The sequence below is a fragment of the Campylobacter sp. P0085 genome, assembly GCF_002139495.1.
In the GTDB taxonomy this organism is placed as follows: Bacteria; Campylobacterota; Campylobacteria; order Campylobacterales; family Campylobacteraceae; genus Campylobacter; species Campylobacter devanensis.
This window is the reverse complement of sequence record NZ_MJKB01000004.1, coordinates 210,345-226,741: the sequence shown is the minus strand read 5'-3', so window position 1 is coordinate 226,741 and position 16,397 is coordinate 210,345. Positions and strand designations below refer to the sequence as shown.

15 protein-coding genes are annotated in these 16,397 nt (G+C 31.6%); all 15 read left to right on the top strand.

The features are described 5' to 3' along the window. The coding region (locus CIGNP85_RS06225) for a CDP-glycerol glycerophosphotransferase family protein (protein ID WP_179187392.1) at positions 1-1,583 on the top strand (1,583 nt) is incomplete at its 5' end. A gap of 62 nt (positions 1,584-1,645) precedes the next feature. Continuing rightward, positions 1,646-2,053: an HAD hydrolase family protein gene (locus CIGNP85_RS06220; RefSeq protein ID WP_086229965.1), complete on the top strand. Its 408-nt coding sequence runs from the start codon at positions 1,646-1,648 to the stop codon at positions 2,051-2,053. A 2-nt stretch (positions 2,054-2,055) separates the two neighbouring features. Continuing rightward, positions 2,056-3,585: a hypothetical protein gene (locus CIGNP85_RS06215; protein ID WP_086287498.1), complete on the top strand. Its 1,530-nt coding sequence runs from the start codon at positions 2,056-2,058 to the stop codon at positions 3,583-3,585. A 2-nt stretch (positions 3,586-3,587) separates the two neighbouring features. Further along, positions 3,588-4,310 (top strand): capsular biosynthesis protein, encoded by a 723-nt coding sequence (locus CIGNP85_RS06210; protein ID WP_086287495.1) that lies wholly within the window; start codon positions 3,588-3,590, stop codon positions 4,308-4,310. 201 nt (positions 4,311-4,511) lie between these two features. After that, on the top strand, positions 4,512-4,703 hold the full coding sequence (locus CIGNP85_RS06205) for a hypothetical protein (RefSeq protein ID WP_086287493.1): 192 nt from the start codon (positions 4,512-4,514) through the stop codon (positions 4,701-4,703). A 388-nt stretch (positions 4,704-5,091) separates the two neighbouring features. After that, positions 5,092-6,465, top strand: a complete 1,374-nt coding sequence (locus CIGNP85_RS06200; protein WP_141031748.1) for a hypothetical protein — start codon at positions 5,092-5,094, stop codon at positions 6,463-6,465. 337 nt (positions 6,466-6,802) lie between these two features. Further along, positions 6,803-7,558 (top strand): ricin-type beta-trefoil lectin domain protein, encoded by a 756-nt coding sequence (locus CIGNP85_RS06195; RefSeq protein ID WP_086287488.1) that lies wholly within the window; start codon positions 6,803-6,805, stop codon positions 7,556-7,558. Next, positions 7,555-8,379 (top strand): cytolethal distending toxin subunit B family protein, encoded by an 825-nt coding sequence (locus tag CIGNP85_RS06190; RefSeq protein WP_086287486.1) that lies wholly within the window; start codon positions 7,555-7,557, stop codon positions 8,377-8,379. Before CIGNP85_RS06195 ends, CIGNP85_RS06190 begins: the two co-directional genes overlap by 4 nt. Next, the gene (locus tag CIGNP85_RS06185; protein ID WP_086287484.1) at positions 8,376-9,122 is read left to right on the top strand and encodes a hypothetical protein; all 747 of its coding nucleotides are present in this window, start codon (positions 8,376-8,378) and stop codon (positions 9,120-9,122) included. Before CIGNP85_RS06190 ends, CIGNP85_RS06185 begins: the two co-directional genes overlap by 4 nt. Positions 9,123-9,261: 139 nt before the next feature. Then, positions 9,262-11,331, top strand: coding sequence for a capsular polysaccharide biosynthesis protein (locus CIGNP85_RS06180; RefSeq protein WP_086287483.1), 2,070 nt, complete (start codon positions 9,262-9,264; stop codon positions 11,329-11,331). After that, a complete protein-coding gene (locus tag CIGNP85_RS06175) occupies positions 11,328-12,524 on the top strand; it encodes a capsule biosynthesis protein (RefSeq protein WP_086287481.1) in 1,197 nt (398 codons plus the stop codon). Before CIGNP85_RS06180 ends, CIGNP85_RS06175 begins: the two co-directional genes overlap by 4 nt. Before the next feature lie 63 nt (positions 12,525-12,587). Continuing rightward, positions 12,588-13,370, top strand: coding sequence for a capsule polysaccharide transporter KpsM (gene kpsM / locus CIGNP85_RS06170; RefSeq protein WP_086287479.1), 783 nt, complete (start codon positions 12,588-12,590; stop codon positions 13,368-13,370). Continuing rightward, positions 13,367-14,032, top strand: a complete 666-nt coding sequence (locus CIGNP85_RS06165; protein WP_086287477.1) for an ABC transporter ATP-binding protein — start codon at positions 13,367-13,369, stop codon at positions 14,030-14,032. The genes kpsM and CIGNP85_RS06165 overlap by 4 nt, the downstream gene beginning before the upstream one ends. Then, positions 14,029-15,171, top strand: coding sequence for a capsule biosynthesis protein (locus CIGNP85_RS06160; RefSeq protein ID WP_442861932.1), 1,143 nt, complete (start codon positions 14,029-14,031; stop codon positions 15,169-15,171). Before CIGNP85_RS06165 ends, CIGNP85_RS06160 begins: the two co-directional genes overlap by 4 nt. Before the next feature lie 3 nt (positions 15,172-15,174). Continuing rightward, the gene (locus CIGNP85_RS06155; protein WP_086287475.1) at positions 15,175-16,392 is read left to right on the top strand and encodes a glycosyltransferase; all 1,218 of its coding nucleotides are present in this window, start codon (positions 15,175-15,177) and stop codon (positions 16,390-16,392) included. Positions 16,393-16,397: the final 5 nt, after the last annotated feature.

The window sequence follows — 16,397 nt, the reverse complement described above, 5'->3', positions numbered from 1 at the left end:
ATATAGTTTTTGCATTAAGAAAAGATTCTAAAGATTGGGATAGGTTAGAAAAAGAAGGTTTTAATCTAGTGGATTTTGGGACTAAAGAGTTTGAGACTGCTCTTAAATCTTGCAGCAAGATAATATCTAGCCATATTGATGGTTATTTGACAGAATATTTTGGCAAGAATACTCTTGATAATAAACAATTTGTATTTCTTCAGCATGGAATAACTAAAGACGATATCTCAAATTGGCTAAATAATAAACAGATTGATTGTTTTATAACATCTACTCAAAATGAATACGACTCCATTGCAGATAATTTTAATCATTATAAATTTAGCAATAAAGAAGTAGTCTTAACAGGCTTTGCTAGACATGACTCTCTACTTGAGAAAAATAAAACAAACACTAAGCAAATTCTTATTATGCCAACATGGAGAAAGACTTTGGTAGGAGCTACTCATAATTCATCTAAAAGAGAGTTTAAAGATGGATTTAAAGATAGCGAGTATTATATAAAATGGAATGATGTATTAAATAGCAACATGCTAAAAAATATATATGAAAAATATAATTATAAAATAATCTTTAATCCACATCCAAATATGATACCATATCTTAATGATTTTACTATTCCTGATTTTGTAGATATAGCAGATACTGATGCAAGCTTGCAAGATCTATTTGCTAACTCTAGTATGATGATAACAGATTATTCATCAGTAGCCTTTGAAATGGGATACCTTGGAAAACCAGTAATCTACTATCAATTTGATGAAGAAGAGTTCTTTAATAGTCATACATATACTAAAGGATATTTTGATTATAAAAGAGATGGTTTTGGCCCTGTTGTTACTACCCAAGAAGAGCTTTTAATAGAGTTAAAAAATTTAGTAAAAAATAATTGTCAAGTAGGTGAGCCATATAAATCAAATATAGAAAATACATTTGCTTTTAGAGATGGTAAATGTTGTGAGAGAATTTATCAAGCAATTTTAGAGCTTGATAAACCATATGAATCAAAAATTACAACAGAACAAATAAGGCAAAAAGCCAAAGATGCCTTAGAGCACGAGTGCTTTTATGAAGCATCTTGTAGATATAGATATATTTTAGAAAATTCTGAAAATATAGATATATCTGATGTAGAACAATATCTATATTGTGCATTAAAGTCAAACAATGGATATGAAGCTAGTAAGTTTATTTTAAGTATCCAAGATAAAGCTCAGTTTAATACTCATATCAAAATAGAACTAATAAAAGGAATATTGTCTAAAAATAGTAATTCTAAAGAGGAGATAGAGTGGGTACTAGATACTTTAGAAAATATGCAAATAGATAGCAATGATAAATTAATGCTAACTTGGGCTAAGCTTAGAATATATATCTATCTTGAAAAACGAGAAAAAATAAAAGAAGCTATTAATATTCTTAAAAATGAATTTAATGTATCAAAAGATGAGATAGATTTAGAATTATATCTTTTAAGAAACAACATCCTAGCAGCCTCTGGGGGGGGGAGCGATAAGGTTCTTCATCTAATGAATTACTATTTAAGAGAGATGGTCGGTAGTTGTGTGGTGCTTGCGATATGATGGCTAAAATAGGCCAATTAGACAAAAGTAGTTATAAAATTTTATTTTAAAATAGGATTCTAATGAAAAATATAATAATGGATTTAGATGGGACTCTTACTATCGATGATAAGTCTGATTATAAGAATAAACCAGCAAATATAGAAGTTATCAATCAATTAAAAAAATACAAAGAAATGGGCTTTAAAATCACTATATACACAAGTCGAAATATGCAGACATTTAGTGGAAATATAGGCCAAATCAATGCTAAAACTTTACCAACTATTTTAGAGTGGCTTGATAAGCATAATGTGCCATATGATGAGATCATAGTAGGCAAACCTTGGTGTGGAAATGATGGATTTTATGTAGATGATAGAGCGATAAGACCTAATGAGTTTATCTCTTTAAATTATAATGAAATAAAAGATTTATTAGGTATTAAGACAAATGACGCTCTATCTAAAGCAAATAGGGGGGGGGTATAGCGATGATTTTGATCACATCTGCCAAATACCTTCCAGTAGAGTTTCAAATAGAGTTAGGAAAGCTTCCGCCAGCATTTTTGCCAATTGGTAATAAAAGATTATATGAATATCAAATTGAATTGTTTGATTCTCTAAATGAAAAAATTATTTTATCCTTGCCTAGAAGTTTTGATTTAGATCAAGCTGATAAAGATAGATTAAAAGAGTTAAAAGTAAATGTGATTTTTGTTCCAGATGATATTGGTCTTGGTGAGTCAATAGTATATTGTTTAAATATGCTAATGCCACTCAATGAAAGTATTCGTATTTTACATGGGGATACATATTTTAATAAATTGAATTTTATAGGCAATTCGCTTACTGTCAGTCAAGTTCAGAGCAATTATGATTGGGGCTTTTTGGACAAAGATTATAAATCTAATAATAATTTTACATATCGCGATAGCACAATATTGTGTGGATATTTTGAATTAGATAAGCCATACCATCTTATAAAATCGATCATAAAATCAGATTTTTCTTATACAAATGGGTTAAAACTTTACTCCGAAGATAATCCTTTTACAATAATTGAAAATAATAGTTGGATAGATTTAGGATTTGTGGCAAGCTACTTTAAATTCAAAAAAAATATTACAACACAAAGAGCGTTTAATGAATTAAAAATAGAAAATGGGTATTTTATTAAAAGTTCAAATATGCCCTTAAAAATTGAAGGTGAGATTAATTGGTTTAAAAATTTTCCATCTAAACTTGATCTGAATTTACCTAGATTTGTTGGGTTGAATTTAAATTCATATAAAACAGAATATCTATATTTAAATACTTTATCTGAGCTTTTTGTGTTTGGTAAATTGCCAAATTTTATATGGAAAAAAATATTTAATAATCTTAGTAATTTTCTAACTCAATTACACGCTTACAAATCCGACAATCCAAGCAAATTTAATTTTTTAGAGAAAACTTTATATAGACTTCAAGATTTTATCATTGATAAAGATTTCGATATGAAATCTTTATGGAAATTTGAAGATATTGAGATATCACTAGAAAAAATGCTAGAAGATATAAACTTAGCAATTAAGCCAAATACGGCTAATTCGTTTATCCATGGTGATTTTTGTTTTAGCAATATTATGTATGACTTTAAAACCGAGGATATCAAAACATTTGATCCTAGAGGCATAGATTTTGGTGGCAATATAACACCTTTTGGCGATGCTAGATATGATTATGCTAAGCTTTTTCACTCTTGTATAGGTTTATATGATTTTATTATTGCCGGATTTTGTGAGTGCAAGATCATGGATAATAGCATTAATTTCCATATCAAAACTCCAAATTCAATTGATTTAATACAAAATGAATTTTTTAATACATTTTGTATTAGCAATAAAAAAGAATTTTACGCCATTACAATTCATCTATTTTTATCTATGCTTCCACTGCATGGTGATAATAAAGCTAGACAGATGGCACTATTTGCTAATGCGTTTAGATTGTATAGAGATTTTTTAAATTTAAGGAGTTAGATTTGACTATTATATTTCCTATGGCTGGACTTAGTAGTCGCTTTGCTAAAGTGGGTTATAAAGTACCAAAATATATGCTCGATATTGATGGCAATTCTGTATTTTACCATGCTGTTAGCAGTTTTAAGAGATATTTTGATAGTTGCAAATTTCTATTTATATATAGAGATATTAAAAATACGAAGAATTTTATCAAAACTGAGTGTGAAAATATGGGTTTAAAATCTTATGACATGGTTGAATTAGGGTTTGAAACACAAGGCCAAGCACACACTGTGGAGTTAGGTCTTGAAAAATCAAATTTAAATTTAAACGATAGCATTTTGATATTTAATATAGATACATTTCGCCCTGATTTTGCCTTGCCAAATAGTTTTGATATCTCAAAAATTGATGGATACTTAGAGGTTTTTGAAGGGGAAGGCGATAATTGGAGCTTTGTGATGCCAAAAGGCATAGATGATGTGGCTAAAACAACTGAAAAAGATAGAATTTCATCTCTTTGTAGTAGTGGCTTATACTATTTTAATCATGCTAGTGATTTTATGAATATATTTAAAAAATCATTTAAAAGCAATAAAAAGGATAAGGGCGAATTTTATATTGCACCTTTATATAATGAGCTTATATCTCAAGGCAAAATAATTAAATATTTTAAGATAAAAATTGATGAGATTATATTTTGTGGAACCCCTCAAGAGTATGAGAAATTAATTAAACGATAAAATATTTTTAATTTATAGCTAAATTTAAAGGATAATATTATGGATAAAACAATACGGGGGTATTGGCTGCTATTTGAGATTAGGCGCATAATAAAAGAGCATAAAAAGGCAAAAAATGAAAAACAATAATATATTTATTTAGCAAATAAATATATTTTTTAAAATATTATAAGAACAAAATTTTGTTAATAAAGGATGACAATGAAAGATATTTATAGTTTAATTGATAATTTTGATATATGGTCGGCTTTAAAATTATGTCAAGAAAAATATCCAATTTATTACGCAGATATGCTGTTTGAATGCGGATTATTAAATGAGTTAGTTTTATACTTATATAATGCAAATTTAAAATCTAAATGGGAAATAAAAATGGGGGGGGATAGACCATAATTTAATTGAAGTTTTAATAAAAAGTAATATAAACTCAGTAATCAACGATAACACATTTTCTAAAATTTCCAAAGAAATTATAAATTTATATATTATTAATTATAAAATCAGAAATAAAATACTATCAATTGATGAGGCTGTAAAATTTTTAGATGGTGTTCGTATTAATTTTGATAAATATAACAGAAATTCTGTTATATTTATTTTTACTGAAATATTTAATTACTTTGAAAATATTAATGAATGGAGCTTCTTTGTAAAAGCTCGTGCCAATATAAATCATATTTTAAAAGTGAGATTTATTAATTATATCGGTTCAAAAATTTATTATAAAAAATTTACTCAAATCTTTAATAAGTATTATTTAAAAGATATTAAAGTTGCTATCATGATATCCGGAGCATTTAGAGGACATTATAAACATTGCTTAAAAGCGGCTGTAAATTTGGCTGAAAGTATTAATGGAGATATATTTATTTGTTCATGGGATAAATTGTTTTGCTATCCTGGGTTAGGTGGTGCTGCTGGAAATTATGTTAACAGAAATTTTAGTAGCATAAAAAACGATTGTCCTGATTTGATAAAAAATAAAGCTGGACTTAGAAAATATTTTCCAAATGTTTTTGAAATATTAAATCAAGAATATTGCGAACCTTTGGATAAAAATGAATTTTTAAAATATAGCAATACTATTAAAGATGTTGTATTAGAAAATGATGAAAATTTTCAAAAAAATATTATAGATAACTATGTATATAAAATTAAAAATATCTCACAAGACCAATTCGATAACCATTTGGGCATTTATTTTACAAATGTGTGCAAACAATTTTATTTGCTAGATAAGTGTTGTCAAATAATGATAAATTATGAGAAAAAACATCATTTTAAATATGATTATATTATTAGAATTAGACCAGATTCTACCCCGCAGTCATTAAGCACAAGTGAGCTATTAAAAATTCAGCCAAGCGAAATAGCACTTAATTTGCCGGATGGAGTAGTCGATGATGCGTATATATATGGTAGAAGAAATGAAATGTTACAATTTTGTAGTATATATGATTTTAACAAAAAACAAGAATTTAATTATTTTTTAAATATGTTTAATATGGGCGGTGTTCACGGAATGCTCGTAAATTGGGTTATCTTAAATAATTTAGAACCTATTGCAATGAAATTATTAGGTGCTAAGGCGGAAAATAAATATCATATATCTTATCTGCCAAATTTTGATAAAGAATTACAAATAGACATTAAAAATTCTCAATTAAACGATGAGCAACTTAAGGCTTGTATTATATTTTTTGATAAAATTAAACATTTAATTAATCAAAATAATGAAACTATGAGAGAACAAAATAATATAAATCAACAAGTTATCGGCACCGCCAAATCCCATATTAAAAACCAACTAACATACAAGCTAGGCGAAGCTATGATAGCAAATTCAAAAAGCATATGGGGATATATAAGAATGCCTTATATCCTAAGTTATATCAAAGATATGCATAAAAAAGAACAAATAGCCTATAATGAAAAGATTAAAGCTAACCCAAGCTTAAAGCTTCCACCACTTGAGACCTATCCAGATTACAATGAGGCTATAAAGATAAAAGAGCATCTAAGCTACAAACTCGGAGAGGCTATGATAGAAGCCGATAAAAGCCCACTAAAACTAGGCTACCTAACTCTATGGTTTAAATTTATAAAAATCACCAAAGAGCACAAAGATAATCACAAAAATAGCCCAAATCATTAAAACCAAACCTTAAATAAAATTCATAAATACCAACTATTTCATTTAGTAAAATCTAAATGAAATAGTCTAAACAAACCTAAAACTCAAATAAATATAATTAAATTTAATATATAATCAACTATTATAAATCTCTTTTTAAACCTCTTTATACTCCTTTAAACCAAATTTAGCTACAATCAGTTTTGAAATCAATTATCAAAATTAATCAAGAATAATATAATTATTCAAGTAATATAAATTTGAAAAATAAAATTTAAAATATCAATTTTTAAATTTAAAAATAAAAATTCAAATTCAAAAGATAAATTGATAAAACACACCAACTCAAAGGCCACAAATGCGAAATTTGCTATCTTTGCTATTTATATCTTTAATTTTCATATCTTGCTCTTCAAGTAAAACGCCATATTCTCCGCCTATAATGGATGATAATTTCACTCGTAATTCTCTAAAAACTCCTATATTAAATAAATTTGATTTAGCAAATTCAAATAACCCCACCAACCAAACAAATACCACCCCATCAAATAACCAGCCAAATTCAGCTAATCAACCACTCCAAATAACCCAACCACCGCTATTAACCACCCCAGCTGCTCTAGGCTCATCCCCATCTCTTGGATCTAAATCAGCACCACTAACTATAATAAACCCAAAGGGTGGCTCAGCAATAACAGTTTGGGCATTAGCTTCTGGTAATTGGCTATGGGGATATACCTTAGATAACTCTAAAGAGTTTGGTAGAGCTAGGTCGTGGCAAGTTCTAAATCTAGGTAATGATATAGCTTTGATTATAAATTTCCTTACTAATACTTGTATCCATGATGAAGGTGGTGGTATCACTCACAGAGATTGCGATATCAATAACAAATCCCAACAATGGCAACTATCAGCTATGGATAATGGTGCCATTCAGATAAAATCTAGCGCTTCAAACAAGTGTATCACAACAGATCTTGGCTCACTAACTCAAACTGGCAGCTACTATAGTCTTGCTATGAGAGAGTGTAATTTTAAGCCAAATTTTAATCAACAATGGGTATTTATCCCTGAAGCAGCACCAACTTCTCCACTCTTAGGATACCAACAATGAAAAATATATTAATCTTATTATTATTTAGCTTTATAAGCTTATTTGCTAATATAGATGATTTTAAAACAGCCACTTGGAATATGCAAGGCTCAAGTGCTAGTAGCGAGGCTAAATGGAGCATTAGTATAGCTCAAATGTTCTCTGGAGCAAATGGGCTTGATGTCTTAGCCATTCAAGAAGCTGGCACCTTACCTGCTACAGCTCAACCAACTGGAAGGGAGTTTAGAGCATTTGGCACACAAGTAGTTGTAACTGAACATGTGTGGAATATAGGCACAAGACTAAGACCTGATCTAATCTTTATATATTATGCTAGGACAGATTTAGGTGGTAATAGAGTAAATTTAGCTATAGCTAGTAGAAGACAAGCTGATGAAGTATTCTTACTACCACCGCCAACTACTCTATCTAGACCTATGATTGGAATTAGAATTAATAATGATGCATTCTTTAGTATTCACGCATTAGCTAATGGTGGAGCTGATGCTTCAGCTATTGTGCATAATATAGATCTATTCTTTCAAAGCACCCCAACTCTAGCTAGCACTAATTGGATTATAATGGGGGATTTTAATAGAGAGCCAGTAGATCTACTTAGCTCATTTGAGTTAGAGTTAAGACTTAGAACTAGAATAATTACTAATAACGCCATTACTCAAATAAGTGCTAGAAGAACTCTAGATTACGCTGTAGTTGGTAACTCTAATAGAGCTATCGCACCAGCGCCACTACCACCAATATCAGCTAGCACATTCTTTAGCGGATTTAGAACTCACATAGCAAGTGATCACTTCCCTGTAACATTTAGGAGATTTCCATGAAAATAGCTATAAAAATATCTTTAATATCTTTAATATCTATATTTATCATCGGTTGTAGCGGAGCTAAACCTGATATGAGCTTTTTAAAGCTTGATAGCTCTAAAGGATTTGCAGGAGATATAAGCAAAGCCCCAGATGAGACAAAAGCCCCAGATAGAGCTCCATTATTAAAAGATGAAAAAACACAAACACCAATCTTAACTAGCTCAAACAATCAAGATGGGTTTGATCCATTTACCTTGCCTCTAAGTCTAAGATCCCTTGATACAGGTATGCCTTTGGTGGTAAATTTAGGTAAATCAGATGAGACCTTTAATTATAACCTAAGAGAGATTAAGGCATTTGAGCCAACTATAATTAGCGAGATTAAAAGGGTTGATAGCTTTGCACATTTAAGCCTTGAGTATGTTCAGTTTGTATCAGCTAATGATATAAATAGTTGTCTTGGGATTGATGAGAGTGGATTTTTTGCTTTAAAAAATTGTATTGGGGATTTAGATAGAAAGAAATTTGAAACTGTATTTCAACTTATCCCATTACTAAGTGATGCTGTAGAGATAAGATCACTAGTCTTAGGTGGTAAGGAGTGTATAAGCACATTTTTTAACCCAAATTTAGAGCCATGGCAAAGAGTAGGAATAAATAGATGTGAATTAAGAGAGGGCTTTAGCGTAGATACATCTAAACTTTGGGCGATAATGCCTGAAATCAAACAAGCAGCTATAATCCAACTGGTGGATTGAGCAGGTAAAGGTTATTGTGCTTAAATAGATTATATGGGGTACAAATGTAAATGCCCAAAAACTGATTCCTTAGTATTTATAGATATTTTTATTATTTATTGGATATAATTCATTAAATTTTTATAAATGTAGGCTATAGATGGAGTTTGATGGTTATAGTAGCTCTGGAAAATTAATAGAAAATACTAAAAAATTTTACAAGATTAAGAGATTTTTTAAATTTACCTTGCCTAGTAAAAATGCCATATTTTATGGTTGGGGGCGCAAACCATCAGGACAACAAGCCGTAGAATTAGCTAGCAAATTTAAAGGCAAATTTAAACTTTTAGAAGATGGTTTTATTCGTTCAGTTGGATTAGGCGTTGAAGGTGCTAAGCTCCTTAGTGTCGTTGAAGATGATTTTGGAATTTATTATGATGCTACGCAGCCAAGCCAACTTGAGCATATACTTGCTACGAGCGAATTTAGTACCAAAATTATTTGCGAAGCTAGATGGTGTATAGATTTTATTATTTCTAATCGTATATGCAAATATAATAACGCTCCAGATATCACCCAAGAATTAATAGAAAAATATGAGCTAAATAAAGGCAAAAATATCCTTATAATTGCCCAAACTCATGGCGATGCATCTCTAGAGTACGGCCTAGCTAATCAATTTAGCACTCTTGATATGATAAATGCAGCAATAAATGAAAATCCAAATTCAAATATTTTGCTAAAAATTCATCCAGATGTATTAAGCGGTAAAAAAAAATCTGATATTGATATTGCAAATTTACCTTCACAAATTAAAATAATTAGTGAAAATATAAATCCGATTTCGTTGCTAAAGCATATTACAAAAGTTTATACTAAAACCTCTGCAATGGGCTTTGAGGCTTTGATGTGTGGGTGTAAGTGCGTCTGTTTTGGTGTGCCATTTTACGCTGGTTGGGGGCTAAGTGATGATAGGGTAAAAGCTCCAAGTAGGCGAAATAGAAAGCTAAGTATAGAGCAGCTCTTTGCTGGGGCATATATGATTTATGCTAAATATATTGATCCATATAAAAATGAAAAAACTAGCTTAAAAAGCCTTTTGCCACAGATAAATATCATAAAAAATTCTAAATTAAATATGGATAATAATAAGAAATTTTTATTTGGATTTTCTATTTGGAAGCGGAAATTTATGGTGCCATTTTTGGGTAAAAATCTAAATTTTATTAGTACTTTTAGTAAAAATCCACTACAGCAAGCGCTAAATTTGGGCTTAAATAAAGACTCTGCAATCTATATCTGGGGCAAAAAAGAGTATCCAAAACTACAAAAATGGTGCGATGAAAATGGCGTGAGTATAATAAGGGTAGAAGATGGATTTATCCGCTCCATTGGGCTAGGAAGCGATCTTACTAGGCCGTATTCTTTGGTTTTTGATGATGTTGGGATATATTTTGATACCACAAAGCCAAGTAGATTAGAAAATATATTGAATTATCATAAATTCAGTGCTTATGAGTTAGAAGAGGCAAGAAAATTAAAACAAAATTTAATAAATAGTAAAATTTCAAAATATAATGATGATAAAGATGGTATAATTACGCCTAAAAATAGCAAAAAAATAGCCTTAGTTATCGGTCAAGTCGAAGATGACGCTAGTGTAAAAATCGGCGCTGATGGGATGAAAAATATCGAGCTAATCAAACAAGCTAGATTAAGCTCTCCTAAAGCTCATATCATCTACAAGCCTCATCCTGATGTGCTAAGTGGCAATAGAATAGGCCAAGTAGATGAGAGCGAGGTACTAAAATATTGCGATGAGATCGTAGCTGGGGTGAGTATGCCTGTGCTACTTGATATAGCTGATGAAATTCACACAATGACCTCTACAAGTGGCTTAGAGGCTATATTGCGTGGTAAAAGAGTTATTTGCTATGGTAGGCCGTTTTGGGCGGGCTGGGGACTAAGCGATGATAAAAAGTCTCAGCCACGAAGGTATAGAAGTCTAAGTAGTGATGAGTTAATAGCTGGGGCATATCTGCTCTATCCTAGATATATTCATCCACTAAATTTAGAGGCGTGTGAAGCGTGTGATTTAGTAGTAGCACTTCAAGAGCAAAAGATAAGGTTGCAACAGCCTATAAATGCGCTATTGCATAAGATAAAATCTTTATATGCAAGAGTTGGGCAAAAGCTTTTATATGTGGTTTTATTTGTGGTAAAAAGATGAGATTAGAAGAGAGAATTACTGGTATTAAAGGCAAAAATGTCTTGCTTTTGCAAGGTCCTATGGGGGATTTTTTTAATAAGCTTGATAATATTTGTACCAAAAAGGGCGCTTTTGTAACTAGAATTGGCTTTAATGCTGGTGATGCCTATTTTTCTAAAAGCAAAAATTATATCGCATATAAAGCCAAGCCAAAGCAGTGGCCTAAATTTATAAATAAATTTTATCAAGATAATAATATTGATATTGTCTTTTTATTTGGGGATTGTAGATTTTATCACAAAATGGCTATTAAGATAGCTAGGAATTTGGGGATTAGCGTTTATGTCTTTGAAGAGGGGTATTTGCGTCCTGGATTTATCACAATGGAGTCTTACGGGGTCAATAACCACTCTAAAATGCCTAGAGATAGGGAATTTTATGATGCTTACAAGCCACTAACCAAGCCATTTTCAGCTAAATCCACCTCTACTTATGCCTTGATGGCGTGGTGGGCGGTGCAGTATTATCTAATAGCAAATATATTCTATTTTTTATATCCTAACTATATCCATCATCGTGATTTTTCGCCTATTAGAGAGGGATTTTATGGGATTCGCAATCTTTTTAGAAAGATTAAGTATAAATTTAGCGAAAAAGATTTAAATGAGCGTTTAAATGGGGAACTAAGTGAGAGATACTATTTTGTAGCACTTCAAACTCATGATGATTTTCAGGTTAGAACTCACTCTAGATTTAAGACTATGGAGAGCTTTATTGAGTATATTGTCTCATCATTTTCTAAGAATGCGCCTAAGGATATGATTTTGATCTTTAAGCATCATCCGATGGATAGAGGCAAGAAAAATTATAGCTCATATATTGGCTATTTAGCTCAAATTTATAAGGTTGAAGGGCGTGTGATGGCTGCATTTGATGCTCATTTGCCTACAATAATCAAAAACTCAAAAGCCGTAATTTTAATCAATAGCACCGTTGGGCTAAATGCCCTAAGCTATTCTAAGCCTGTAATTTGTCTTGGAAAATCTATGTATGATATCAAAGGCCTTACTACCAAAGATATAAATTTAGATAAATTTTGGACTATTCAATCTAAGGTTGATAGCGAGCTTTATGCCAAATTTAGGGCATATTTAATAGATAATACACAGATAATTGGGAGCTATTATCTAAAAGATGGAGTGGAATTTAAATAATTTTTGGGCTGATTTGTAACCTTATTTTGTTATAATTTATCAAATAATTTTGCGGAGGATATAGTGCTAAATGTCATAAGGGCGCTATTTTTTAGAGAGCTAAAAACTAGATTTGGCAAAAATAGGCATCTAGGATACTTCTGGGTAGTTGGTGAGCCACTGATGCAGATACTTATCATCACGATTTTTATCACTCTTATACGGGAATTTGGAGGCTCAATCTCGGTACCTGGCAATATACCTGTTTTTATGTTTTTAGCTTGTGGGATTATTCCTTTTTTTATGTTTAGAAATATTGTTACTCAGCTTATGGGTGGAATAGCTGGAAATTTATCCCTATTTTTTTATAAGCCTGTTCGACCAATTCATGTATTTTTAGCTAGAACTTTGCTTGAGTTTTGTATATATTCAGTAATATTTTTATGTGTTATGATTTTGGTAGGATGGTTTGTCGGTTACGATGTATTTCCAAGAGATTTTTTAGCAGCGTTTGGTTGCGTGATTTTGATGGTATTATCTGGGTTTAGCCTTGGTGTGATTTTTGCTATTATTACACATTTTGTCGAACCGCTTAAGATATTTTTAACATATATTATCACGGCACTTTATTTGCTCTCTTGTGTGGTATTTCCTATTTGGATTATTCCAACTGCATTGCTTGAGTATTTTTTATACAATCCAATGCTACATATATGTGAAAGTCTAAAATATTACTACTTTGATAGCTATCCGCTGGTTGATGGGATAGATTTGATTTACCCAATAGTATTTAATATCATAATGCTATTTATAGGATTTTGGTTTTACTATTATAAAAGAAGAGAATTGGTAGCGAGCAGATCATGATAAAATTAGATAATTTAACCAAATTTTACCCATTAAGCAATGGTGATAAGCACTTTGTATTTCGTGAATTTACCTTTACATTTCCTGATGATTGTAGTATAGGCTTAATCGGTAGAAATGGCGCTGGTAAATCCACTCTTATGCGACTTTTGAGCGGGGCTGATATCCCAAATGCTGGCAAGGTTATCACTGATAAGAAAATCTCATGGCCTGTTGGCTTAGCTGGTGGATTCCAACACGCACTTTCAGCTAGGGATAATGTGAAATTCATAGCTAGAGTTTATGGATATAGGGGCGAGGCCTTAGAAGAGAAGGTGAGATATATAGAGGAATTTGCCGAGATTGGCAAATACTTTGATGAACCGATGAATACCTACTCTTCTGGTATGAGATCTAGAATTGGATTTGGGCTTAGCATGGCTTTTGACTTTGATTATTATTTGATAGATGAGGCTGGGGCTGTAGGCGATGCTAAATTTAAGAAAAAAAGCGACGCTATTTATAAAGAAAAATTAAGCAATTCTAAAGTAATAATGGTCTCTCACAATATGAGCGAGATAAAGCAGTGGTGCGATAAGATAATCTTAGTAAATAGCGGAATGACTACAGTTTATGATGATGTAGATGAAGGAATTGAGATGTATAAAAGGATATGCAGTTGAATAAAAGAGCTATGATTTTAAGATCTATTAAGGATCTAAAACAACACAAAGAGCGTCTAAATAGACTTGATAGTTTTAAAACTGTGATTTATATAATGATTGTGGTGATATTTTACTATACCTTTATCGCTGCTGATAGATATGTTAGTAATGTCTCACTAAGTGTTAAATCTACAGATGGTGGCTCGCCAGTATCTTTAAGCGGAATAGAGAGTTTAGTGGGAGTGGCATCTAGCTCAACTGAAGATATCAAGCTTTTACAAGAGTATATAAAATCCTTTGATATGCTCCAAAAACTTGATGAAAAGATAAATTTAAGATCGCTTTATGAAAAGCAAAAATTAGATCTATTTTTCCGTATCTACTCATCAACTAGCAAAGAGGGCTATCTAAAATATTATAGAGATAGAATTCATATATTATTTGATGATGCAACAGGGCTTTTAAATGTCGCTGTAGAGAGCTTTAGCCCTGAAGATGCTCGTATGATATCGGCCGCTATTTTAGAAGAGAGTGAGAGATTTATAAATGAAATTTCTCACAATATCGCTAGAGAGCAGCTAAGGTTTGCCCAAGGTGAGCTAGAGAGTGCTAAACAAAAATATAAAGATGCCAAAAATGAGCTTTTGGCTTTTCAAAATGAGTATGGGGTATTTGACCCGCAAAGCCTAGCTAAAACCAAGGCTGGATTTATCACCGAAATAGAGCTTCAAATATCCAAAAAAGAGACCGAATTAAACACTATGAGAAGTTATCTCAATGACAATGCGCCTGAAATTGCAGCTTTGAAAGCTGAATTAAGAGCGCATAAAGAGCAGTTAGAAAAAGAAAGACGCAAGGTAGCATCCAATGCTTCTCAAGATAAATTAAATGATGTTGTGGCGCAATTTGAGGCTTTGTATTTGAATTTAAGCTTTGCTGAGGATGTCTATAAAACCGCTATCACAGCCGTTGAAACAACTAGAATTGAGATCGGTAGAAAGGCTAAGCAAGTAGTAGTGATCCAAAGCCCATATGTGCCAGATAGCGCTGCATATCCAAATAAAATGTATAATATCATCACAATTTTTGTGATTTTGACGCTGATATTTGGGGTTGTTAGGTTGGTTCGTGCTATCATCGATGAGCATAGATATTAATCTATGAAAAAACCATATAAAAACGGAATTTTATTAGCAGCGACTAGTAACTCCGCCTTTGCTATAGGGACAATGGTAGCAAATATCGCTGAGGTTATGAGCGGTGAAGTTGATATATTTTATATCGTTCATGATGGATTTACGCAAAGTGAGCTAGAAGCGTTTGCTAGGGTTGCTGGTGGGGCGAAGGTTAAATTTATTAGTTTTACCAAGGATGATTTTGCTAAGAGATTAAAGCCGTACACAAATAACCAAAATATCTTAAATTCGCCCTTTTTCTCTCGCTGGACACATATGGCTTATGGGATGTTTGAGCCACTTTTGTTGCTTGATGAGTGTGAGTGTATAGTCTATCTTGATTTTGATATTTTGTTGCTTAAAGGAATTGGCGAGCTATTTAGATTGAAGGGGTATCATTTCGCAGCGCATCGTGGCAAGAGCCTTTTAAATCCAACACTTAGGGATTATAATGGCGAATTTAAAGATTGTAGAGTTTATAGGAGTGGGATTGTGGCCTACTATGATACAATCCCAAACCCAAAAGAGTGCTATAATCAAATTTACAATTATAGCGCAAAATATGGCGCCAATGACCAAGGCGTGCTTAGCTTATTAATCTTAGATAATAAATTTAAAGTCAAAAATCTAGGCTATGAATACACTAGTAGCACATTTTGGCGTAAAAGCATAGGAGCATCGATAATCCACGCTTGGGGGCGAGATGGGCGGTTTTGGAATAATGAGCTAGTTTATCAATTTTGGGGCGAAATTTGGGATAAATATTACCAAAAATGGCTAAAATGCGGTGGCAGCGAGTATAAAGGCGGCTTCATTTGTAAAGCCAATTACGCCATAGAGAGAATAAGATATCACCTAGCTTACAAACTTGGTTATGCGATGATAGAAAATCACACAACTATATTTGGCAAGATTAAATTGCCTTTTATTTTATTAGCTATCGCTTTAAAGCACAGACGCCAAAAGATAGAATATCGCAAAATTATCCAAACCAAACCAAATTTAAAAGTCCCACCAATAGAGCATTACGAAGATTACAGATCTGCCCTAGCTGAAAAACAAAGCGCACCATACAGACTAGGCCAAGCCCTTATCAAAGCCACCAAAACTTGGTATAAAGGCGGATTAATAAAATTATATTTTGAGATAAATGAGATAAAAAGGGATAAAATAACGAAAACATATAAAAGCAGGGTTTTATAAAATAT